Origin of the sequence: Mesorhizobium sp. ES1-4, from assembly GCF_020164745.1 — a bacterium.
Lineage (GTDB): Bacteria > Pseudomonadota > Alphaproteobacteria > Rhizobiales > Rhizobiaceae > Mesorhizobium.
Genome location: NZ_JAIUGV010000003.1, coordinates 48,217 through 69,884 on the forward strand (window position 1 = coordinate 48,217; position 21,668 = coordinate 69,884).

Annotated in this window: 18 protein-coding genes; 9 read left to right on the forward strand and 9 right to left on the reverse strand. The window is 64.3% G+C overall.

Features of this window, described 5'->3' with window-relative positions; genetic code table 11:
- The first annotated feature begins 31 nt into the window (after nt 1-31).
- Nucleotides 32-901: an AraC family transcriptional regulator gene (locus LB556_RS06225; protein ID WP_224565171.1), complete on the forward strand. Its 870-nt coding sequence runs from the start codon at nt 32-34 to the stop codon at nt 899-901.
- 12 nt (nt 902-913) lie between these two features.
- On the opposite strand, the gene LB556_RS06230 is transcribed toward LB556_RS06225, so the two are convergent.
- Nucleotides 914-1,384 (reverse strand): MarR family winged helix-turn-helix transcriptional regulator, encoded by a 471-nt coding sequence (locus LB556_RS06230; protein ID WP_224565173.1) that lies wholly within the window; start codon nt 1,382-1,384, stop codon nt 914-916.
- Between the two features lie 409 nt (nt 1,385-1,793).
- Here LB556_RS06230 and LB556_RS06235 point away from each other — a divergent pair, with 409 nt between their 5' ends.
- From LB556_RS06235 to LB556_RS06255, 5 genes are all read left to right on the forward strand, one after another.
- Nucleotides 1,794-2,855 (forward strand): CobW family GTP-binding protein, encoded by a 1,062-nt coding sequence (locus LB556_RS06235; protein ID WP_224565175.1) that lies wholly within the window; start codon nt 1,794-1,796, stop codon nt 2,853-2,855.
- Nucleotides 2,856-3,114: 259 nt separating this feature from the next.
- Nucleotides 3,115-4,089: a WD40 repeat domain-containing protein gene (locus tag LB556_RS06240; RefSeq protein ID WP_224565177.1), complete on the forward strand. Its 975-nt coding sequence runs from the start codon at nt 3,115-3,117 to the stop codon at nt 4,087-4,089.
- A gap of 201 nt (nt 4,090-4,290) precedes the next feature.
- Entirely contained in the window at nt 4,291-5,670 is a 1,380-nt protein-coding gene (locus LB556_RS06245; RefSeq protein ID WP_224565179.1) for an aspartate aminotransferase family protein, read from the forward strand.
- A 32-nt stretch (nt 5,671-5,702) separates the two neighbouring features.
- Entirely contained in the window at nt 5,703-7,088 is a 1,386-nt protein-coding gene (locus LB556_RS06250; protein WP_224565181.1) for a glutamine synthetase family protein, read from the forward strand.
- Nucleotides 7,089-7,188: 100 nt separating this feature from the next.
- Nucleotides 7,189-8,064: a UdgX family uracil-DNA binding protein gene (locus LB556_RS06255; protein ID WP_224565183.1), complete on the forward strand. Its 876-nt coding sequence runs from the start codon at nt 7,189-7,191 to the stop codon at nt 8,062-8,064.
- A 337-nt stretch (nt 8,065-8,401) separates the two neighbouring features.
- Here LB556_RS06255 and LB556_RS06260 read toward each other — a convergent pair whose 3' ends face one another.
- The 4 genes from LB556_RS06260 to LB556_RS06275 all read right to left on the reverse strand — a co-directional run bounded on the left by LB556_RS06260 (nt 8,402) and on the right by LB556_RS06275 (nt 12,779).
- On the reverse strand, nt 8,402-9,667 hold the full coding sequence (locus LB556_RS06260; protein WP_224565185.1) for a glycerate kinase: 1,266 nt from the start codon (nt 9,665-9,667) through the stop codon (nt 8,402-8,404).
- Complete coding sequence (locus LB556_RS06265) at nt 9,664-10,167, reverse strand: heme-degrading domain-containing protein (protein WP_224565187.1); 504 nt, start codon at nt 10,165-10,167, stop codon at nt 9,664-9,666. The genes LB556_RS06260 and LB556_RS06265 overlap by 4 nt, the downstream gene beginning before the upstream one ends.
- 78 nt (nt 10,168-10,245) lie before the next feature.
- Nucleotides 10,246-11,559: a guanine deaminase gene (gene guaD, locus LB556_RS06270; RefSeq protein ID WP_224565189.1), complete on the reverse strand. Its 1,314-nt coding sequence runs from the start codon at nt 11,557-11,559 to the stop codon at nt 10,246-10,248.
- Nucleotides 11,560-11,561: 2 nt separating this feature from the next.
- A complete protein-coding gene (locus LB556_RS06275; RefSeq protein ID WP_224565191.1) occupies nt 11,562-12,779 on the reverse strand; it encodes a urate hydroxylase PuuD in 1,218 nt (405 codons plus the stop codon).
- Nucleotides 12,780-12,916: 137 nt separating this feature from the next.
- On the opposite strand from LB556_RS06275, the gene LB556_RS06280 reads away from it, so the two are divergent.
- From LB556_RS06280 to LB556_RS06290, 3 genes are all read left to right on the forward strand, one after another.
- A complete protein-coding gene (locus LB556_RS06280) occupies nt 12,917-13,837 on the forward strand; it encodes a LysR family transcriptional regulator (RefSeq protein WP_224565193.1) in 921 nt (306 codons plus the stop codon).
- 90 nt (nt 13,838-13,927) lie between these two features.
- Complete coding sequence (locus tag LB556_RS06285) at nt 13,928-14,923, forward strand: LLM class flavin-dependent oxidoreductase (RefSeq protein ID WP_224565195.1); 996 nt, start codon at nt 13,928-13,930, stop codon at nt 14,921-14,923.
- Nucleotides 14,920-16,191: an LLM class flavin-dependent oxidoreductase gene (locus LB556_RS06290; RefSeq protein ID WP_224565196.1), complete on the forward strand. Its 1,272-nt coding sequence runs from the start codon at nt 14,920-14,922 to the stop codon at nt 16,189-16,191. The genes LB556_RS06285 and LB556_RS06290 overlap by 4 nt, the downstream gene beginning before the upstream one ends.
- Here LB556_RS06290 and xdhC read toward each other — a convergent pair.
- The 4 genes from xdhC to uraH form a co-directional block, all read right to left on the reverse strand.
- Entirely contained in the window at nt 16,188-17,192 is a 1,005-nt protein-coding gene (xdhC, locus tag LB556_RS06295; protein ID WP_224565198.1) for a xanthine dehydrogenase accessory protein XdhC, read from the reverse strand. The two genes, LB556_RS06290 and xdhC, sit on opposite strands and share 4 nt — an antisense overlap.
- A 63-nt stretch (nt 17,193-17,255) precedes the next feature.
- A complete protein-coding gene (gene xdhB, locus LB556_RS06300) occupies nt 17,256-19,619 on the reverse strand; it encodes a xanthine dehydrogenase molybdopterin binding subunit (RefSeq protein WP_224565926.1) in 2,364 nt (787 codons plus the stop codon).
- A complete protein-coding gene (xdhA, locus tag LB556_RS06305; protein ID WP_224565200.1) occupies nt 19,619-21,097 on the reverse strand; it encodes a xanthine dehydrogenase small subunit in 1,479 nt (492 codons plus the stop codon). Before xdhA ends, xdhB begins: the two co-directional genes overlap by 1 nt.
- A gap of 3 nt (nt 21,098-21,100) precedes the next feature.
- Nucleotides 21,101-21,475: a hydroxyisourate hydrolase gene (gene uraH, locus LB556_RS06310; protein ID WP_224565202.1), complete on the reverse strand. Its 375-nt coding sequence runs from the start codon at nt 21,473-21,475 to the stop codon at nt 21,101-21,103.
- Nucleotides 21,476-21,668: the final 193 nt, after the last annotated feature.

Sequence of the window (21,668 nt, forward strand, 5' to 3'; positions counted from 1 at the left end):
TGGGCTCGGGTTTGCGAGGCTGAAGCAGACGATGCCATTCGAACTAGACCGTCCGGCCTTCGAGGGTCTTGGACGTTTGTGCGCCGATGCCGCTGAAAACTGCATCATCTCCGCTCCCGATTCCGCCGGGATGGAGCGCATCGAGGCGCGGTTTCACGGCAGCGCCTTCGATCCGCATCGCCACGACACCTATGCGATCGGGGTGACATTGCGCGGCGTGCAGACCTTCCGCTATCGCGGCGCGGCAAGGCTGAGCCTGCCCGGCCAGCTTATCGTGCTGCATCCCGACGAGCTGCACGATGGCGGCGCGGGCACCGAGGAAGGGCTGCGCTACAAGATGCTCTATCTCGAACCGTCACTGATGCTCGACTGCCTCGGCGGCACGTCGCTGCCCTTCGTCAGGGACGGGGTGGTGACCGACGATGCCTTGCGCGTGACGCTGCTTTCGGCGCTCGGGCCTTTGCAGCAGGAACTCGACGAGCTGTTCGTCGACGACTTCCTGGCGCGGCTGATGCAAAGCCTGGCCCGGCATGCCGGCCAGCCGGCAAAGCCGATGGCCGGGACGGCGTGGCGGGCGGCGACGCTGGCGCGCGAGTACCTCACGGAAAATCTCGACAGGCCCGTGCATTCAGGAGAGTTGGAAGCCGTCACGGGTCTCGACCGCTATGCGCTGTCGCGACATTTCCGCGCCGCGTTCTCGACCAGTCCGCATCGTTTTCTGGTGATGCGCCGGCTTCAGCGCGCGCGCAGGATGATCGCCGCAGGCGAGCCCTTGGCGCAAATCGCGATCGAAGCCGGCTTCAGCGACCAGAGCCACTTCAACAGGCAATTCAAGAAAGCGTTCGGCCTGACGCCGGGACGCTGGGCGTCCCTGATCAACGGAGCTGCCGCGGCGGCCTGATCGCCAAAGAGATCAGTCGTCCGACTCGGCGTCGTCATCGACCAGCACCAATTCCTCGTTGGAGAGGTTGGCCTCGATGCGGGCAAGCAGCTTGAACAGGGCTTTCTGGTCTTTCTTGTCGAGGCCCTTCAGCGCCTGCTTCTCGGTCTTCTTCACCGACTTCTCGATGGCGCGGATGGTTTCACGGCCGGTATCGGTGAGGAAGATGTGAGCCTGGCGGGCATCGGACTCCGACGCGCGTTTTTCCAGAAAACCCTGCGCCTGCAGCCGGTTGATCGTCTTGGTGATGGTCGGCGGGCGCACGCCGAGGCGTCCGGCAAGATTGCCCGGCGTCTGGCCGTCCTCACGGTCGAGCGCCAGCATGATCTGGTCCTGGCCGGCGTAGAAGCCGTGCGCCAGAAGCCGTGCCGCCAAGGCGGTCCTTGCCAGCCTTGCCGCTGAATGCAGCCGGCTCATCGTTGCAGTCTTGTCCGCCTTGGCCATGGTCATCCCTCTTCGGCCGTACCGGTGCGCACAGCATAGACGCAGCCGGCCGGTTGGCAATCGACGATCGAAAAGATTCCGGCATACGAAACAGCTTTGCCGGCAAGCATTGCGGTGTCCGCCGTGGTGATGCCAGATGTTTATTTCAGTTAGATGACAAACGAGTTTCGCGCAAAGCGGAATCATGGCAACCGCGATCCACGACCGGCAGCCGCCGACAGGGCTTCCGCGAGCCATTCCATCGCCGGGGACGGCAATCGGTTTTCGCGGCCATGATCACAGGACAATCCCTGGCCGGGCTTTTGGTCCATGTTTTGCCCCGTGCAAAAGCCCGGCGCACATCCTATATGGAACCGACAATCCCCTTTAGCGGCCTTGATTTCAGGGCCCGGTCATTTCGAGGCAAGCCATGAGCGACGCACAGACGCAGATCCCCGTAACCGTTCTGACCGGCTATCTCGGCGCCGGCAAGACGACGCTGCTCAACCGCATCCTTTCGGAGAACCACGGCAAGCGCTACGCCGTCATCGTCAACGAATTCGGCGAGATCGGCATCGACAACGACCTGATCGTGGAATCCGACGAGGAGATCTACGAGATGAACAATGGCTGCATCTGCTGCACGGTGCGCGGCGACCTGATCCGCGTCGTGGAAGGCCTGATGCGCCGGCCCGGCCGTTTCGACGCCATCGTGGTCGAGACCACGGGGCTGGCCGATCCGGTACCGGTGGCGCAGACCTTCTTCATGGACGACGATGTGCGCTCCAAGACCAAGCTTGATGCCGTGGTGGCGCTGGTCGACGCCAAGCATCTGCCGCTCAGGCTCAAGGATTCCAAGGAAGCCGAGGATCAGATCGCCTTCGCCGATGTCGTCGTGCTGAACAAGACCGACCTCGTCACCCCGGAAGAACTCGCCAAGGTCGAGGCGACGATCCGCGCCATCAATCCGGCGGCCCGGATCCACCGCACGACGCGCGCCGGCGTCGCCCTTTCGGAGGTGCTCGATCGCGGCGCCTTCGACCTGTCCAGGGCGCTGGAGAACGATCCCCATTTCCTCGAGGCGCATGACGACCATCATGACCACGATCATCACGACCATGACCACGATCATCATCACCACGACCACGATGGGCATGACCACCATCATCACGCGCATCCTTCCGACATCCATGACGTGACGGTGCAGTCGGTGTCGCTACGCGGCGGCGAGATGGACCCGAAGAAATTCTTCCCCTGGATCGAGAAGGTCACCCAGATGGAGGGCCCCAACATCTTGCGGCTGAAAGGCATCATCGCGCTCAAGGGCGACGATGAGCGCTATGTCATCCAGGGCGTGCACATGATCATCGAAGGCGACCACCAGCGCGCCTGGAAGGACGGCGAGAAGCACGAAAGCCGGCTGGTGTTCATCGGTCGCGAACTCGACGCCGAGCGGCTGAGGAAGAGCTTCGAGGCCTGCCAGGCGGCTTGATTTCCGGCCTTTATGACGCTAGCGCTGCCTCCGTCTTTCCTTCTCCCCTTGTGGGAGAAGGTGGCCTCGCAAAGCGAGGTCGGATGAGGGGTGCTCCAGCTTGGCACCGACGGCACTCCGTCACCCACCCCTCAACCGTCTTGGCGCTGCGCGCCAATCCACCTTCTCCCACAAGGGGAGAAGGAAAAGCCGCACTTGGCCGCACTCGCGTCCTTTGCAGCTAGCCGGCCGCTGAAAATCTCGATTGGACTTGTCCCGCATGCCCACAGTCGCCCCGCTTGATCTCGAAGGCCATTGCGTCGCCGCCGTTTTCCTCGGCGACGTGCCGCATTTCGCGCTGGCCGATGGTGCTGTCCATAGGCTCGACAATGGCCACAAGACAGTGCAGGCCAATGATGGACTGCTCGCCGCCTTCCATGACATGGCCGACGACCGGCTCATCACCGGCGGTGAGGACGGCAAGGTGTTTGCCGTGAAAGCCGGCGGTGAGATCCAGGAGTTGGCAAGCGCCGGCAAGAAATGGATCACCAGCGTTGCCGCCGGGCCGCAGCGCGCCGTCGCCTATGCCACGGGCAAGACCGCTTTCGTGCGCTTCGCCGATGGCAAGACCCGGGAATTTACTCATCCGCGCTCGGTCGAGGGGTTGGCGTTCTCACCCAAGGGCATGCGCTTCGGCGTTGCCCGCTACAATGGCGCGACGCTGCATTTTCCCGCCGCGGAGGGTAAGCCGGTGGAGCTTGAATGGGCCGGCGCCCACACCGGCATCACCTTCTCGCCCGACGGCGCGTTTGTGGTCACCAGCATGCAGGAAAACGCTTTGCATGGCTGGAAGCTCGCCGACGGCAAGCACATGCGCATGAGCGGCTATCCCGGCAAGGTCAAAAGCCTGTCGTGGAGCGTGAAGGGAAGATGGCTGGCCAGTTCCGGTGCGCCGGCGGCGATCGTCTGGCCGTTTTCGGCCAAGGACGGGCCGATGGGCAAGGCGCCGCTGGAACTCGGCACGCGCGGCAACGCCATGGTGACGGCGGTCGCCTGCCATCCGAGCCAGGACGTTGCGGCCATCGGCTATGACGACGGCATGGTCATGGCGGTGCGCTTCGCCGATGCCAAGGAAGTGCTGCTGCGGCGCCCGGGCAAGGGCGCCATCACCGCGATGATGTGGGACAGGGAAGAACGCCGCGTCGCCTTCGGCAGTGCCGCCGGCGACTGTGGCGTCATCGACATCACTGCCTGATCCGGAATGGCCGATCACTCGGCGCCGGACGCCTTCATCGCCTGGAGCAGTGTCGTCGCGCGGATGGCCGCGCGCGTTGGCGCCCAGTTCACGCAGAGCGTCAAGCGCGCCAGCGACGGCTGAGCCAATGCAAGACTGACGCGCGGCCAATTGCGGTTGCGGAGGCGGATTGGCTAAGAGGGACGAGCCAGAGGGGTTTTCATGCACAGCAGCGACAGTTCAAAGACCATCGGCGGCATCAGCGCGGCCCGCATTGCCGAACTGCGCGACACGGAGGGTGAGGTTTTCCGTGAGGCGCGGCCGAAATCGGCGGCCAAGGTCGGCAATGGCCTGCCCGGCTTCTTCGGCGGCGTGCCGATGCACTGGATGAACGATTGGCCGACGCCGTTCCCAATCCTGGTCGACAGCGCCCGAGGCGCCACCATCACCGACATGGACGGCAACAGGCTCGACGATTTCTGCCTCGGCGACACGGGTTCGATGTTCGGCCATTCGCCACCGCCGGTGGCGCGAGCGATCCGCCGTCAGGCCGGGCGCGGCCTGACCTATATGCTGCCTTCCGAGGACGCGCTCGCCATCGGGCCGCTGCTGCAGCAGCGTTTCGGCCTGCCGTTCTGGCAGATCGCGACGACGGCGACCGACGCCAACCGCTTTGCGCTGCGCGTCGCCCGCGCTGTCACCTCCAGGGAAAAGATCCTGGTCTTCAATGGCTGCTATCATGGCTCGGTCGACGAGACGATGGTGCGCTTGGTCGACGGCAAGCCCGTCAACCGGCCGGGGCTGGCGGGCGAATTCCGCGACCTGACCCGCACGGCCAAGGTCATCGAGTTCAACGATGTCGCCGCTCTGGAAGCCGCGCTGAAGGACCGGGATGTCGCTTGCGTCATCGCCGAGCCGGTGCTGACCAATTCCTGCATGGTGCTGGCCGATCCCGGCTACCACGATGCGCTGCGAAGATTGACGCGCGAAGCCGGCACGTTGCTTTTGATCGACGAGACGCACACCATCTCGACCGGACCTGGCGGCTACACCAGGAAACACGGGCTGGAGCCGGACTTGTTCGTGCTGGGCAAGCCGATTGCCGGCGGTGTGCCGGCGAGCGTCTGGGGCATGAGCGACGAGGTCGCCTCACGGTACGCCGATTACAACAGGACCAAGGAGCCTGGCTATTCCGGCATGGGCACGACGCTGTCGGCCAACCCGCTGCAGTTCGCGACGATGCGCGCGACGCTGGAAGAGGTGATGACGCAGGAGAATTACGACCGCATGGACCGTCTGGCGCGGCGTCTGGACACCGGGCAGACCGGCGTGATCGACCGCTACCGCCTGCCCTGGCATGTCTGCCGCGTCGGGGCTCGCGTCGAGTTCATCTGCGCGCCCGGACCGCTGCGCAATGGCGCCGAGGCCGAGGGCGCGCATGCGCCGGAACTGGAGGCCGCCATCCATGTCGCGCTGGTCAATCGCGGCGTGCTGATCGCGCCCTTCCACAACATGATGCTGATCTCGCCTGCGACGTCGGGCGCACAGGTCAACCGGCTGATCACCGCGTTCGGCGCGGTTGCGGCAAAGCTTACGGCATGAGACAAGCGGTCCAGCCAAACCCGAGTGCGATCATGACCTCACCTTCGGGCTCTTCGCCCACCGAGGCGCAAGCCTTTCTCGACGCCCATCCCGAGATCGAGGCCTTCGATATCGTGCTGACCGACGCCAATGGCGTCGGGCGCGGCAAGATCGTGCGCCGGCATGAGCTGAAAAGCATCTTCGAAGGCGGCCGTCATATGCCGATCTCGATCCTCGGCCTCGACATCACCGGCGAGGATGTGCACGAAACCGGGCTGATCTGGGACAGCGGCGACGGCGATCTCAGGGCCTGGCCGATTCCCGGCACTCTGGTGCCGCTTTACGGAACGAACCCGCCGCGCGGCCAGGTGCTGATGGCGATGTACCATCTCGACGGCCAGCCAATGTCGTCGGACCCCCGGCTAGCGCTTGCCCGGCAGGTCGACATACTCGCGGCCAAGGGCCGCTATCCGGCCGGCGCCTTCGAGCTTGAGTTTTTTCTGCTGGCCAATGAACGCGATGCCGACGGCAAGGTGCAGCCGGCGCGCGCGGTGCTCGATGGCCGCGTCTCGGGCAAGACCGAGGTCTATTCCGTCGACCATCTGCACGGAATGGAGCCGCTGTTCTCCGACATCTACGCCGCCGCCAGGGCGCAAGGCATTCCGGCCGAGACCGTGATTTCGGAATACGCGCCTGGCCAATACGAATTGACGCTGAACTACCGCAAGGACGTGACGCGGGCGGCCGACGATCTGGTCATGCTGAAGCGGCTGGTGCGGGCGCAGGCGCGCCGCCACGGCGTGACCGCCTGCTTCATGGCCAAGCCGATCGAGAAATATGCCGGCTCCGGCATGCATTTCCACGTCTCGCTGCAGGACAAGGACGGCCGAAACATGTTTTCGGAAGCCGCCGGCGAAAACTGGTCGCTGCCTTTGCTGCGCGGTCTCGGCGGGCTGATCCAGACCATGGCCGAATCGATGCTGGTGTTTGCGCCGCACGCCAATTCGTGGCGGCGCTTCGTCTCCCAATCCTATGCGCCGGTGGCGCCGACCTGGGGCGTCAACAACCGCTCGGTGGCGCTGCGCGTGCCGGCGGGCGATGCGAAGAACCGGCGCATCGAGCATCGGCCATCCGGCGTCGACGCCAATCCCTATCTGATCGCCGCGACAGTGCTCGCCGGCATCGTCAAAGGTCTTGACGAGGGGCTCGATCCGGGTCCCGAAACGACCGGCAACGGCTATGAAGCGGCCGTCACCCGCACGACGATGCCGGCCGATTGGCGCGCAGCGATCGAGGCGGCCAGGACGTCCAGCTTCCTGAAAGGCGCGCTCGGCGAGGACCTTCACCGCACCTTCGTGGCGATAAAGCAGTCCGAATACCTGCGCGTGGCGCGCACGGTCAGCGAACTGGATTATCATCTCTATCTGCACGAAGTTTAAGGCTGGACGACCCGGCGGCGATCACTTTTTCGCCGTCCACCATCAAATGAGGTGGCGTATCGGCTTTTTTAGAACACACCATGGCCGATCCTGACGCCTTATGCCTCCGCCGACTGGGACGGCGAAAGGCTGGCGATCGGGCCGGGCGTTCGAGAATATCTTCAATCCGGCGCGGCTGAAGGTGAAGGCCATGCAGAAGGAGATGCCGAAGAAATATTGGCGGAACCTTCCCGAGGCCTCGCTCATTCCTGACTTGATCGCGGGAGCGGACAAGGCCGCCAGAGATATGATTGCGAAGATGCCCACGACCCCGGCGCCGCACCACGCCAAGGTGCAAGCAAGGCACTGGCCGAAGCAAGAGCCAGCCAAAACGCCTGATGACGATGCGCAGACGATTCCCGATTTGCGCGAGGCCGCGAAGGGATGCCGGCGCTGCCCGCTTTGGCGCGATGCGACGCAGACAGTGTTCGGCGAGGGGCCTAGCAATGCCAAGGTGATCTTCGTTGGCGAACAGCCGGGTGACCAGGAAGATCTGGCCGGCCAGCCATTCGTCGGCCCGGCGGGCAAAGTGCTCGATGCGATCCTCGACGACGCCGGTGTCGATCGCCAGAAAGTCTATGTCACCAATGCGGTCAAGCATTTCAAGTTCGAGCCGCGCGGCAAGCGCCGTATTCACTCCAAGCCGAATGCAGGCGAGGTCCAGGCCTGCCGCTGGTGGCTCGACAAGGAGTTCGACCTGATCAAGCCGGAGGTTGCGGTGGCGCTCGGCGCCACGGCGGCGCTATCCCTGCTTGGCAAGGCAATTCCGGTAACCAAGATGCGCGGCCAGGTGATCGAGCGCGAGGACGGCTTGCGCGTGTTCATCACCATCCACCCTTCCTTCATCCTGCGCATCCGCGAGCCGGCGGACAAGGAAGCCGAGCGGGAACGGTTCCTAAAGGATATGAAGCAGGTGAAGAAGCTGATGGGGTCGTGATGCGGCCTTGAAGAAGCCGAAACGCTTATCGCTTCGTCATCCTTGAGCGAAGCAAGGAGCGAAGCGACGCGGCGTAGACCCGAGGATCCATGCCGTTGCTTCCACGCGCTGCAACGGCACAGATTTCTGCTCCGACGCACTTTACGGCTAAGGTAATGGCATGGATCCCAGGGGTCTCCGCGACGGAGCTTCGCTCCTGCTTCGCCCTAGAGCGGTTCAGCGTTTGATAGAATCGCTGAACCGCTCTAACTCTTTGTTTTCACGCAATTCCGGACGGAAAACCGCTACGCACTTTTCCTGGAATTGCTCTGGGATGACGACGTCGGAGGCCTTGCCGTCAACGAACCAGAATTGCCCTCAGATCGTTGACGTTCGTGCCGGTCGGGCCAGGTACGAAAAGGTCGCCGACAGCGTTGAAAGCCGTCCAGGCATTGTTGCCGGCCAGCATCGCCTTGGCGTCCACACCCGCCGCACGCATGCGGGAAACGGTCGAGCCATCGGCAAAGGCGCCGGCATTGCTTTCCGAGCCGTCGATGCCATCGGTATCGGCAGCCAGGGCGTCAATACGCTCTAAACCGGCGATGCCGATGGCAAAGGCGAGCAGGAATTCCGAGTTGCGGCCGCCTTTGCCTTTGGCCCGCAAAGTCACGGTGGTCTCACCACCCGAGAGGATCAGGACCGGCTTTTGAAAGGGCCGGTTGCGCGTCGCAACCTCACGCGCAATCGCGGCATGGACGCCGCCGACCTCGCGCGCTTCGCCTTCAATGGCATCGGAGAGGATAACGGCCTCCATGCCCTGCCGCCTGGCTTCCGCCGCCGCCGCTTCCAGCGACGCGCCGGCAGAGGCGATCAGATGCACCTCGTTGCGCGAAAAGCGCTGATCGTCGGGATCCGGTGCGTCGGCCGCAGGCGACCGGATGTGCGCCATCACGGAGGCCGGCAGGTCCATGCCAAAGGCGGATATCGAAGCCAGCGCGTCTTCACGGCTGCCGGCATCAGGAACGGTCGGTCCGGACGCGACCAGGGCCGGGTTGTCGCCGGGAATATCGGAAACCACCAGCGACACCACCTTGGCCGGCCATGCGGCTGCCGCCAGTCGGCCGCCCTTGATGGTGGAGACATGCTTTCGGATGGTGTTCATCGCCGCGATCGGTGCGCCGGAAGCGAGCAGCGCCTCGTTGACGGCGATCTCGTCGGCCAGTGTAAGGCCGGCGGCCGGAGACGGCAGCAGTGCCGAACCGCCGCCGGAAATCAGCGCCACGACCAGATCATCCGCCGTCAGCCCCTGGACTTTCGCCAGCAGCCGCCGCGAAGCTTCCAGCCCGGCGGCATCCGGCACCGGATGGGCGGCCTCGATGATCTCGATGCGCTCGCATCTGGCGCCATAGCCGTAACGGGTGACGACCAGCCCCTCGATCGGCCCGTCCCACACCTTCTCGAAGGCCGCCGCCATCTGCGCCGAGCCCTTTCCGGCGCCGATGACGATGGTGCGGCCTCTGGGCCTAGCCGGCAGATGATCGCGGATGGTGCGCTCCGGATCGGCGGCGGCGACGGCGACGTTGAAAATCGATGTGAGGAAGGATTTGGGGTCGAGCACGGTCATTCAGATTCCACAGACAGTGCAAGCCCGCTTGCATCAACCCCGAGATGCGCGCACAGCGCATCGACCACCACGCCGTGATCTTGGCGCTCCGGCAGCCCGGACACCGCGATGACGCCGATGACACCAGCGCCCTTGACCGTGACCGGGAAGCCGCCGCCGGCCAGCACGTAGTCCGCGATATCCAGTCCCTCACCGACCTTGAAAGCGCGGTCCGGCCGCTGCTGCTCCAGCACCATGCGGTAAGTGCTTCTGAGATAGCGCTTCACGACATTGATCTTGCGCCGCGCCCAGTCGGGATTGGAAGCGTTCGACCCGGGCATCGCCGCGTAGAACAGCGGCCGGTCCCAAAGTCTGATGTCGACGATGATAGGCAGGTTTTCGGCATTCGCACGATCCCGGATCACTGAGCCGATCGAGAAGGCAACGCCCTCATCGAAGACCGGAAAGACAAGGGTTTCTTCCTGTCTCTTGATCAGAGCGATGTCGTCAGCAACGGCCATGTCGTTCCCCTGTCAACTTCGCCGCACGCTTTGACCGATGGCTGCCGCCGGGTCAAGCAAGGAACGCACCGTAGCCCTCTAATTCGCCAGGTCACTCTTGGCGGGCCGCCCGGCGACGTAGACCTCGCGCACGGCACGATCGTCGCCCAGCGTCTGCAGCAGAAACAGTTCCTGCGCCAGCGTCTCTGCCGTTTCCATCCTGAGCCGCATCGCGGGCGTCGCCCTGGCATCGAGCACCACGATATCGGCGTCGGTGCCCTCATCCAGCGAGCCGATCTTTTCCGCCAACGACAGCGCCTCGGCATTGCCGCGCGTTATCTGCCAGAAGGACTGGAACGGGTTCAGCTTCTCGCCGTTCAGCGCGATCACCTTGTAGCCTTCGTCCATGGTGCGCAGCATGGAGTAGTTGGTTCCGCCGCCGACATCGGTGGCGGCCGCTATGCGCAACGGCTTGTCACGGCGGCGAAAGCGCTGATAGTCGAACAGGCCTGAGCCGAGGAAAAGGTTCGAGGTCGGGCAGAACACGGCCACCGAACCGCTGTCCGACAGCGCGTCCGCCTCACGCTCAGACAGATGAATGCAGTGGCCGAACAGGCTCTTTTTGCCCAGCAGTCCATAATGCTCGTAGACGTCGGTGTAGTCGCGGGCCCACGGGTAAAGCTGTTGCGTGAAGGCGATCTCGGCCTGGTTTTCCGACAGATGCGTCTGCATGTGCAGGCCGAGATGTTCGCGGCACAGCGCGCCGGCCATCTCCATCTGCTCCGGCGAGGAGGTGATGGCGAAGCGCGGCGTGATGGCATAATGCTGGCGCCCCTTGCCGTGCCACTCGGCGATCAGTGCCTTGGTGTCGTCATAGCCGGATTGCGGCGTGTCGAGCACGCCTTCGGGCGCATTGCGGTCCATCATCACCTTGCCGGCGATGTTGAGCATGTCGCGCGCGTGCGATTCGGCGAAGAACGCTTCCGCCGAGGCCTTGTGCACCGAGCAATAGGCGGCAACCGTCGTGGTGCCATGGCGCACCGTTTCGTCGAGGAACAGGCGCGCGATGCGGCGGCCATGCTGAGCGTTGGCGAACTTTGTTTCCTCGGGAAAGGTGTAGGTGTTCAGCCAGTCGAGCAGTTCGGCGCCATAGGATGCGATGATCTGCATCTGCGGGAAATGCACATGCGCATCGATGAAGCCCGGCAACAGCAGATGCGGCCGGTGATCGATCTTCTTTGTCCCCTCACCCGCCTGCTTCTCGACATCGGCGTAGGCGCCCGCCGCGACGATCTTGCCGTCGGTCATCAGCAGGCCGCCATCCTCCTGGTAGCGCCAGGCGGAGTGGTCGTCGATGGTTTCCGGCCAGCGCACGAAGGACAGCGTGCGGCCGCGCAGCAGTGTCGAGGTCATGCTTATTTCCCCGCGCCTTCGAACCAGGCCACCAGCAGCGCCCGTTCCTTGTCGGTGATCTGCGAGACATTGGCGGGCGGCATGGCGTGGCTGCGCCCGGCCTGCAGATAGATCTCGCGGGCATGGTCAGCGATGCCGGCGTCGGTATCCAGCATCACGCCCTTGGGTGCATGATAGATGCCTTCATAGACCGGCTCGGCCGCATGGCACATCGAGCAGCGGCCGAGAACGGTGTCACGCACGGCCGGGAAATGCGCCGAGGCGATGTAGACCTGCGCCGAGGCGGACACCTTCGGTTCGCCGGTCAGCACCTTCGGCACCGTCGATAGCCAGATGATGATCATGAACAGGACAAGGGCGCCGAGCCAGGTCCAGTGCGGGTTGCCGGCGCGCTTGTGCACGGTGTTGAAATAGTGGCGGATCAGGACGCCGATGATGAACACCAGCGAGGCGATGACCCAGCTGAACTGCGTGCCGAACGCCAATGGATAATGGTTCGACAGCATCAGGAACAGGACCGGCAGCGTCAAATAATTGTTGTGAAGGGAACGCTGCTTGGCGATCTTGCCGTATTTCGGATCAGGCTTGCGGCCGGCGATGAGGTCGGCGACGACGATCTTCTGGTTGGGAATGATGACCATGAAGACATTGGCCGACATGATCGTCGCGGTGATGGCGCCCAGATGCAGGAAGGCGGCACGGCCCGTGAACAGATGCGTCAGCCCCCAGGCGATGAAAACGAGCACGCAATAGAGCACAAGCATCAGGCCGGTGTCGCTTCTGCCGAGCGGCGAGCGGCAGAGCAGATCGTAGACGACCCAGCCGACGCCGATCGTCGCCATCGACAGCAGGATGCCGACCGGCACCGACATAGGCAGCACATTGGGATCGATCAGGAACAGATCGGCTCCTGCGTAATAAACCACGCACAGCATGGCGAAGCCGGACAGCCAGGTGGCGTAGGATTCCCATTTGAACCAGGTCAGGTGCTCCGGCATCTCGGCCGGCGCCACCAGGTATTTCTGGATGTGGTAGAAGCCGCCGCCGTGCACCTGCCATTCCTCACCGAATGCGCCTGCCGGCATGCCGGGACGCTGGCGCAGGCCAAGATCGAGCGCGACGAAATAGAAAGACGAGCCGATCCAGGCTATGCCGGTGATGACGTGCAGCCAGCGCACGGCAAAGCTCAGCCAATCCCAGAAAATCGCGAAATCCATCATTGAAGTCGTCCCTGCCGATCGGGTGACTTTACGGTGTGGCGCGCAAACGAAAAGAGGCGAGGTGTGCGATGACTTTCAAAAAAAAATGGAAAATACTAGGCTGCCTATACGCAGCCGCATGAAAGCGACGGAACCGCATGGCCTATCTCGACAACATCGCCGTTTTCGTCCGCGTCGTCGAACTCGGCAACCTGTCGGCGGCGGGCCGCGATATGCGTATTTCGCCGGCGGTCGCCTCCAACCGCATCAAGGAGTTGGAGAAGCATCTGGGCGTGCGGCTGTTCAACCGCACCACACGGCAACTGATGCCGACCGAACACGGCAATGTGTTTTATGCCGGCGCCAAGCAGGTGCTGGAGGCGATCACCGAGGCGGAAGCCGCCGTCTCGGCGCTGTCCGGCCAGCCTCGCGGCACCATTCGCGTCACCGCCCCGCTCGGCCTCGGGCGCCGGCTGGTGGCCTCGGGCATTCCCGATTTCCACGACAAATACCCCGACATCGAAGTGCGGCTCAGGCTCTCGGACCACAATGTCGACATCATGAAGGAAGGCATCGACGTCGCTTTCCGGTTGGGCATTATCGAGGATTCCAGTCTTCGGATGCGCGGCATCATGGAATGCGAACGCGTGCTGGTGGCCGCGCCCAAATATCTGGAGGCGCGCGGCGAGCCTATGGAACCGCAGGAACTGATCGGCAGGAAACATGACTGCCTGATGCTGCGCTATTCCGGCGCGCGCGAATATGTCTGGACCTTGCAGACCCCGACCGGGCCGCAGAAATTCGAGGTGCATGGGCCCTACGACACCGACGATGGCGACGTGCTGACCGGCTGGGCGCTGTCCGGGCGCGGCATCATCAACAAGCCGCGCTTCGAGGTCGAACCGTTCATCCGCGACCGGCGGCTGAAAGTGATCCTGAGCAACACGCCGCCGACTCCGGTACAGTTCGCCGCCGTCTATCCGCACAAGAAGCTGCAGGATCCCAAGGTGCGGCTATTGCTCGACTTCATGGCGGAGCGATGCCAGCGGCTGATCAAGGACCTTCTGGCCGGCAAGTGATGGCCTCGTGGCTCATCTGATCCGGTTGCCTTGCGTGAAAGCCAGCCTAGGTTGGTAGCCGGATGGCTGCCATACGTCGCGGACAGCCAGATGGGCCGCAAAATGCATCTCGCCGTTTCGCTCGACATTGCTTCCGCCGCAGGGGAGGCCGGCCCGACATTCGGTGAGATAGCCGCATCGGTACGGAACGCGGAGAGGGCGGGTATCAACATGGTCATCATCTGCGACACCTTGCCGGGCGGCAAGCGGTCGACCAGCCTGTTCGAGGCAACCACCCTCGTCGCCGCGCTGGCGACCGTGACCGAAAGGATCGGCCTCCTTGCCAGTGCCTCGACCGTCGCCCATCAGCCCTACAATCTGGCGCGCCGCTTTGCCTCGCTCGACATCATCAGTCATGGCCGCGCCGGCTGGAACGCGACCATGACGCAGGCGCCAGGCGAAGCTGGCAATTTCAGCCGGCCGCAAGGGTTCTCCGACGACGATTTTCGCCGCCGCACCGCGGAATATATCGGCATTGTCCAAGGGCTGTGGAACGGCTGGGATGCCGACGCGCTCGTGTTCGACAAGCGCGGCGGCCGCTTCCATGAGCCTGAAAAGATGCGCCTGCTCGACCACAAGGGCGAATTCTTCTCCGTGCGCGGCCCGCTGAACGTCGCGCGCTCGCCGCAGGACACCCCGGTGCTGGCGCTGTCGGGTCTGTCGGAGCCCGACTTCGACATCGCTGCCCGCACCGCCGACGTCATCTTGCTGGACGACGAGCCGTTCGAGGCCGCCAAAACACGCCACGACGAGCTGAAGCGCCGCGCTGCGACCAGCGGGCGCGACCCAGATGCCGTCAAGGTGCTGATGAACGTCTCCTTCAGCGCCGATGACAAACCCGCCACCGTCGCCGGCAGGATGGCGGACCGGTTCCAGTCGAAAGCCTGCGACGGATTCAACATCCAGCTGCCGGCGCGATCGTCCGCACTTGACGGTTTCGTCGATGGTGTCCTGCCGGAGTTGCGGCGGGGTGGCCTGTTTCGAGAGGGCTACAGCGGTACAATCCTGCGCTCCCATCTCGGGCTCGCAGTCGCAGGTGACCAATGACCGCCTCCCACCAGATGAAGCTCGGCGCCTTCCTGTGGGCGACCGGCCACCACATCGCCGCCTGGCGCCACCCTCAAGCGCATGTGACTGCCGGCATCGATATCGACCATTACATCCAGTTGGCGCGCACGGCTGAAGCGGCCAAGTTCGACATGATCTTCTGCGAGGACGCCGCCGGTCTGCGCGAGGCCAATATCAACATCGCCAGCCAGACCTCACGCTCGATCGGATTCGAGCCGATCAGCCTGCTTTCGGCTCTCGCTGTCCAGACCAGCCGCATCGGCCTCGTCTCCACGGCGTCGACCAGCTACAACGAACCTTACGGCCTGGCGCGGACTTTCCTGTCGCTCGACCATCTGAGCGGTGGGCGGGCCGGCTGGAACCTGGTCACATCAGCCAGCCCGATCGAAGCCGCCAATTTCGGCGCGACAGGCCTCAAGCCCCATGCCGACCGCTATGAGCGGGCACGCGAATTCGCCGAAGTGGTCACCGGGCTTTGGCACGGGGGGCCGTCCGGCCATGACGGCCAGAGCTTTTCAGTGCGCGATCCGCTCGACCTGCCGCGTTCGCCGCAGGGCGCACCTGTGATGGTGCAGGCCGGCGCCTCGGATGTCGGCCGCGACCTTGCTGCCCGCACTGCCGACCTGGTGTTCACGGCGGCACAGACCTTCGAGGAAGCGAAGGCCTTCTATGACGACCTCAAAGGGCGCATGGCGGCCTATGGGCGTGAGCCCGACGACATCAAGATCATGCCCGGTGTCGCGCCCGTCGTGGCGGAAACCGAAGCCGAGGCCCGCGCGAAATTCGAGGAACTGCAGGAATTGATCCCCGATGATGTCGGCGTGGCGCTGCTGTCCAGCTATCTCAGCATCGCCGACCTCTGGCGCTATCCGATCGACGGACCGCTGCCGGAACTGCCGGAGAGCGAAGGCATGCAAAGTCGGCAAGCGCTGGTCGTCGAGCAATCGCGCCGCGACGGGCTTTCCATCCGCCAGCTTGCCCGCCACTTCGCCGGCGCACGCGGCCATTGGCGCATCGTCGGCACAGCGGCGCAAGTCGCCGACGCGTTGCAGGAACGGTTCGAAGGCGGTGCCGCCGACGGCTTCAACGTCATGCCGTCTTACTTTCCCGGCGAACTCGATGCCTTTTGCACGCTGGTCGTTCCGGAGCTGCAGCGGCGCGGCCTGTTCCGCAAGGACTATGAGGGCCGCACGCTGCGCGAACATCTCGGCTTGAAACGGCCGGCTTGGCTGCCGGCGCAAGCTTAATTCGCCATTACCCTGCCATGGGAATGGTCGGCCCTTAAGGCCGGCCCGTGCACGACCAGCGCCGTCATGATCTCGGCGGCCGCCAGTGCGGCGATGACCGGCGGACGCTTGTCCTTGACGGCGTCGCCGCCAATCGGCGAGACGAGGCGGGCGAATTCGGCCTCCGCGCCGCCCGCCGACTTCAGGTACCAGGTCCTGAACGTGGCTTTCTTGGTCTTCGAGCCGATCATGCCGACATAGGCCGCGTCGTCGCGTTTCAACGCTTCGGCGACGATCAGGAAATCCAGCGCATGGTCATGGGTGAGGATGGCGAAGGCGGTGCCGGCCGGAGCGTTGCGCACCTCGGCCTCGGGCATCGGCGTAAGCCGTGTCTCGACAGTTTCCGGCATGCCTTCCAGCGCCTCGGCGCGTGTCTCGATGACGACGCCATGCACGGGAAGGAGCGCAATCGCCGACGCGAGCGCCTGGCCGACATGGCCGCCGCCGAAGATGTAGACATGCGGCAGATGCGCTTCCTCGGCTTCCGCGGCCGCAACCAGTTCGGCGGCGAGTGCGGCATCGACCAGCCTGATCAGCACCTCGACCCGCCCGCCGCAGCACTGGCCGATTTCGGGTCCGAGCGGAACGTCAAGCGTGGCGCGGACTTCGTCGGCTTCGATGCGGGTTCCCCTCCCCCTTGAGGGGAGGGTGGCGGCGAAGCCGCCGGGTGGGGTCGTTGCGGCAGTGCTCGACACCCTTGCGGTGCCTCCTGCGAGGACCCCCCCTGGCCGCTTCGCGGCCATCTCCCCCTCGAGGGGGGAGATGAGCATCTGCCTTGCCTTGTCGATCGCCATGTATTCGAGCTGGCCGCCGCCGATCGTGCCGAAGATCGCCGCCGGCGAAACAAGCATGAAGGCGCCCTTCTCACGCGGCGTCGAGCCTTTTGTCCCGGCCACTTCGACCAGAGCGAGCCGGCCGGCGCCGCCAAGAAAGGCTTTCAGGCTTTGCACGTTCGAGTTCATGATTCACGGTTCCCGAAGAGGAAATATAGGCTTTTTCGGTCCGAATTGCACGTTTTGCCCGATTCAGGCGCCAGCCTTGATCTCTGCTTTCAACCGCTCGATCGCCATCAGCACGCGTTCGGGTGTCGCCGGCGCGTCGAGACGCGGGCAGATCTTGTGGCCTGCGACGCTGGCCACCGCATCCGACAGGGCGTGCAGCACCGCCATGCCATGCGGCAATGGCGGCTCGCCGACCGCCTTGGAGCGATGGATGGTCGGCTCATAAGCCTGCGACCAGTCGGTCAGCGCCACGTTGAAGACCTTCGGCCGATCCGACGCCAGCGGAATCTTGTATGTCGATGGTGCATGCGTGCGCAGCCGGCCCTTGTCGTCCCACCACAGCTCCTCGGTGGTCAGCCAGCCCATGCCCTGGATGAAGCCGCCCTCGACCTGGCCGATGTCGATGGCCCGGTTCAGCGAACGGCCGCAATCGTGCAGGATATCGGCGCGCTCGACGACATACTCGCCCGTCAGCGTGTCGACCGACACTTCCGCACAGGCCGCGCCATAGGCATAGTAATAGAAGGCGTGGCCCTGGCCCTTGCCGCGGTCCCAGTGGATCTTCGGCGTCTTGTAGAAGCCGGCGGCCGAGAGCTGCACACGCGCGACATAAGCCTGCTTGACCAGGTCGTTGAAGCTGACCTCCTGGTTGCCGACGCGCACCCGGTTGGGCAGGAACACCACCTGGTCGACAGGGATCTGATATCTCTCGGCGGCGAAGTCGGTCAGCCGCTGACGGATCTGGCGCGCCGCATTCTGCGCCGCCATGCCGTTGAGGTCGGCGCCCGAGGACGCCGCGGTCGGCGCGGTGTTGGGCACCTTGGCGGTGGTGGTGGCGGTGATCTTCACGCGGTCGAGGTCGATCTGGAATTCCTCCGCCACGACCTGCGCGACCTTGAGGTGCAGGCCCTGGCCCATCTCGGTGCCGCCATGGTTCATGTGCACCGAACCATCTGCATAGACATGCACCAGCGCCCCGGCCTGGTTGGACTCGGTCTTGGTGAAGGAGATGCCGAACTTGACCGGCGTCAGCGCCAGGCCGCGCTTGATGAAGCGGCTGTTGGCGTTGAACGCGGAAATCTCGCGACGGCGGCGCGCATAGCCGGCGCTCTCTTCCAGTTCCGCCACGATGCGCTGGATGATGCAGTCCTCGACCTTCTGGTGATAGGGCGTGACGTTGCGGCCGCCGATCGCCTCCATCGGATCGTAGAAATTCAGCTTGCGGATTTCGAGCGGATCCTTGCCGACCGCGAAGGCGACCTCGTCGATGACCCGCTCGGCGCCGACCATGCCTTGCGGGCCGCCGAAGCCGCGAAAGGCGGTGTTGGACACGGTGTTGGTGAAGAGCGGCGCCGACTTGGCCAGCACCGCGGGATAGAAATAGGCGTTGTCGCAATGGAACAACGCACGATCGCCGACCGGCCCGGAAAGGTCGGCGGAAAAGCCGCAGCGCAATGCGTAGGTGAAGTCGACGCCGAGGATGTTGCCCTCGTCGTCGAAGCCGACCTCGTAGTCTATGGCGAAATCGTGCCGCTTGCCGGTGGCGGTCATGTCCTCGTCGCGGTCGAGCCGGATCTTGACCGCCCGCTTCAGCTTCTTGGCGGCGATGGCGGCGATCGCGGCGCACTGGTTGGCCTGCGTTTCCTTGCCGCCGAAGCCGCCGCCCATGCGGCGCACTTCCACCGTCACCGCGTTGCTCGGCACGCCAAGCGTGTGGGCGACCAGATGCTGCGTCTCGCTCGGCCCCTGGGTCGAACAGTAGACGGTCACCTCGTCGTCCTCGCCGGGGATGGCGAGCGACACCTGGCCTTCGAGGTAGAAATGGTCCTGGCCGCCAAGCCACATACGGTTCTTGATGCGGCGGGGCGCTGCCTTGATTGCCGCGGCCGCATCGCCACGCTTCAGGACCAGCGGCGTGGTCACCTGCTTGTCCTTCGTCGGATCAAGGTCCCAGATGTCGATCACGGCGGGAAGCTCGTCATACCCGATCCGGGCCAGGCGCGCGGCGCGCCTGGCTGCCTCGCGCGTCTCGGCAATCACAGCGAAGATAGGCTGGCCGAAGAACTGCACCTTGCCTTCCGCCAGCACTGGATCGTCATGCATGTTGCTTGGCGAGACATCGTTCTCACCCGGCACGTCTGCATAAGTCAGCACGTCGACGACGCCAGGGGCCGCGCGCACCGCCGAGAGGTCGACGCTTTTCAGAACGCCATGCGCCACCCTGGACAGGCCAAGGCCGACATGCAGCGTGCCTGCCGGTTCCGGCATGTCGTCGATGTAGACGGCGCCACCGCTGACATGCTTGTGGGCGGAATCGTGCCGCTGGTCGGTAGCGACACCGCCGACGATCTTCTCGGCCTTGAGGTTGGGAGCAGCGTGCTTGTTCATCATGCCGCCTCGCTGCGAGATACCTGGAATGGCGCCTTGGTGCCGGTGGTTTCGACAAAGAAGCGCAAGAGAAGATTACGCGCCGCCAGGGCGCGATATTCTGCGCTTGCCCGCATATCGGTCAGCGGCGTGAAATCCCTGGCGTATTCGGCCATTGCAGCCTCGACCGTCTGTTCGATCCACGGCTTGCCCAGCAGTGCCTGTTCGACGGCCGACGCCCGCTTGGGCGTTGCCGCCATGCCGCCATAGGCGATGCGCACATCCTCGACCGTGCCGTCCTTGGCCAGCGTCAGGAAAAAGGCGCCGAGGGCCGCCGTGATGTCCTCGTCGCGGCGCTTTGTGACTTTGTAGACGGCAAACTTTGTGCCCTTGGCCAGCACCGGAACGTGGACGGCCTCTACGAACTCACCGGGCTGCCGGTCCTGCTTGCCATAGGCGATGAAGAAAGTCTCCAGCGGGATCGTGCGGCGCTTGTCGCCCTTGCGCAGCGTCAGCCGTGCGCCGAGCGCGATTAGGGGCGGCGGCGTGTCGCCGATCGGCGAGCCGTTGGCGACGTTGCCGCCGATCGTGCCCATGTTGCGGACCTGTTCGCCGCCGATGCGGTCGAACAACGGCCCCAGCGCCGGGATGCGCTTCGACAGTGTCGAAAAGGCTTCGGTGTAGGTGACGCCGGCGCCGATCGATATGACGCCATTTTCTTCCGTGATGGTGCAAAGCCCCGGCAGATTGCCGATGAAGATCGCCGGCGAGATGTCGCGCATTTGCTTGGTCACCCACAGGCCGACGTCGGTCGACCCGGCGACGACTGTCGCGGTGGGCTCCTTCTCGAAGACAAAAGCGAAATCGTCGGCATCGGCCGGCACGACTAGCCGTGTCCTGCCGGAGCCGATCTCGATCCTGGCGCCGTCGCGCAACGCCTGCAGCCGGGTCGCGATGTCCCGGCGCTCCGCCGCCAGCGGGTCCTTCGCCACCTTGCCATAGCTCGATATGGCATGCGCGGCGCGCATGATCGCCTCATAGCCGGTGCAGCGGCAGAGATTGCCTTGCAAGGCTTTCTCGATGGCCGCGTTCGACGGATCCGGTGACTTCATCCAGAGGCCGTAGAGCGACATGATGAAACCCGGCGTGCAGAATCCGCATTGCGAGCCATGGAAGTCGACCATCGCCTGCTGGACAGGATGCAACTGGCCAGCTTCGCGCAGATGCTCGACCGTTACGACATGGGTGCCGTCGAGCGAACCGAGGAAGCGGATGCAGGCATTGACGCCTTCATAGACCAGCCCGCCGGCTGAAAGCTTGCCGACCAGCACGGTGCAGGCGCCGCAATCGCCCTCGGCGCATCCTTCCTTGGTGCCGCGCAGCGAACGGTCGAGCCGCAGCCAGTCGAGCAAGGTCGCGTCGGGCGCGACGGGTGACAGCGCGACATCCCTGCCATTCAGAATGAAACGGATTTCGTTGCGGATGTTGACCTTGGCCATGCCTCAGCTCCCCCTGTAGGTGGAATAGCCGTAGGGCGAGATCAACAATGGTACATGATAATGCACCGGCTCCGCCATGCCGAAGCGGATCGGCACGATGTCGAGGAAAGCAGGCTCCGGCAGCTTCGTGCCCTGGCGGCGCAGATAGTCGCCGGCCGCGAACACCAGTTCGTATTCGCCGGCGCGGAAGTCCGCGCCTGCCAGCAGCGGCGCGTCACAGCGGCCGTCCGCGTTGGTGACGACCGTCTTCAGAGGCGTGCGGGCAGCACCGTCGAGACGGTAGAGCGCGATCGACAATCCCGCCGCCGGCCTGCCGGTCGCGGTATCCAGGACATGGGTCGTCAAACGACCGCCATCGGCTTTCGACGTCTCTGCCATTGGCCGCCTCCCACTTCCAGTTCGAGCGGATTGGCCGATGCCGCCAACGTTCGAACATTATCGATGAATTGTGCGCCAATTAAAGGCCATGCATAAGGTCCGGTCGAGCGGAGTGCGACAAAAACACTTTCAAAAATTTTCGGGGGAATGCGAGAAGCACCCTTTCGATATCCTGATCATGGTTCCGGTGATG

Bases quoted from the DNA above. Each gene is read 5' to 3' on its own strand.
- LB556_RS06275 (WP_224565191.1), bottom strand. From the start codon at position 12,779: ATGATGGATTTCGCGATTTTCTGGGATTGGCTGAGCTTTGCCGTGCGC.
- LB556_RS06245 (WP_224565179.1), top strand. From the start codon at position 4,291: ATGCACAGCAGCGACAGTTCAAAGACCATCGGCGGCATCAGCGCGGCC.
- LB556_RS06280 (WP_224565193.1), top strand. From the start codon at position 12,917: ATGGCCTATCTCGACAACATCGCCGTTTTCGTCCGCGTCGTCGAACTC.
- LB556_RS06285 (WP_224565195.1), top strand. From the start codon at position 13,928: ATGGGCCGCAAAATGCATCTCGCCGTTTCGCTCGACATTGCTTCCGCC.
- LB556_RS06235 (WP_224565175.1), top strand. From the start codon at position 1,794: ATGAGCGACGCACAGACGCAGATCCCCGTAACCGTTCTGACCGGCTAT.
- xdhB (WP_224565926.1), bottom strand. From the start codon at position 19,619: ATGAACAAGCACGCTGCTCCCAACCTCAAGGCCGAGAAGATCGTCGGC.
- LB556_RS06290 (WP_224565196.1), top strand. From the start codon at position 14,920: ATGACCGCCTCCCACCAGATGAAGCTCGGCGCCTTCCTGTGGGCGACC.
- LB556_RS06240 (WP_224565177.1), top strand. From the start codon at position 3,115: ATGCCCACAGTCGCCCCGCTTGATCTCGAAGGCCATTGCGTCGCCGCC.
- xdhC (WP_224565198.1), bottom strand. From the start codon at position 17,192: ATGAACTCGAACGTGCAAAGCCTGAAAGCCTTTCTTGGCGGCGCCGGC.
- LB556_RS06260 (WP_224565185.1), bottom strand. From the start codon at position 9,667: ATGACCGTGCTCGACCCCAAATCCTTCCTCACATCGATTTTCAACGTC.
- LB556_RS06250 (WP_224565181.1), top strand. From the start codon at position 5,703: ATGACCTCACCTTCGGGCTCTTCGCCCACCGAGGCGCAAGCCTTTCTC.
- LB556_RS06265 (WP_224565187.1), bottom strand. From the start codon at position 10,167: ATGGCCGTTGCTGACGACATCGCTCTGATCAAGAGACAGGAAGAAACC.
- LB556_RS06255 (WP_224565183.1), top strand. From the start codon at position 7,189: ATGCCTCCGCCGACTGGGACGGCGAAAGGCTGGCGATCGGGCCGGGCG.
- LB556_RS06230 (WP_224565173.1), bottom strand. From the start codon at position 1,384: ATGGCCAAGGCGGACAAGACTGCAACGATGAGCCGGCTGCATTCAGCG.
- LB556_RS06225 (WP_224565171.1), top strand. From the start codon at position 32: ATGCCATTCGAACTAGACCGTCCGGCCTTCGAGGGTCTTGGACGTTTG.
- uraH (WP_224565202.1), bottom strand. From the start codon at position 21,475: ATGGCAGAGACGTCGAAAGCCGATGGCGGTCGTTTGACGACCCATGTC.
- guaD (WP_224565189.1), bottom strand. From the start codon at position 11,559: ATGACCTCGACACTGCTGCGCGGCCGCACGCTGTCCTTCGTGCGCTGG.
- xdhA (WP_224565200.1), bottom strand. From the start codon at position 21,097: ATGGCCAAGGTCAACATCCGCAACGAAATCCGTTTCATTCTGAATGGC.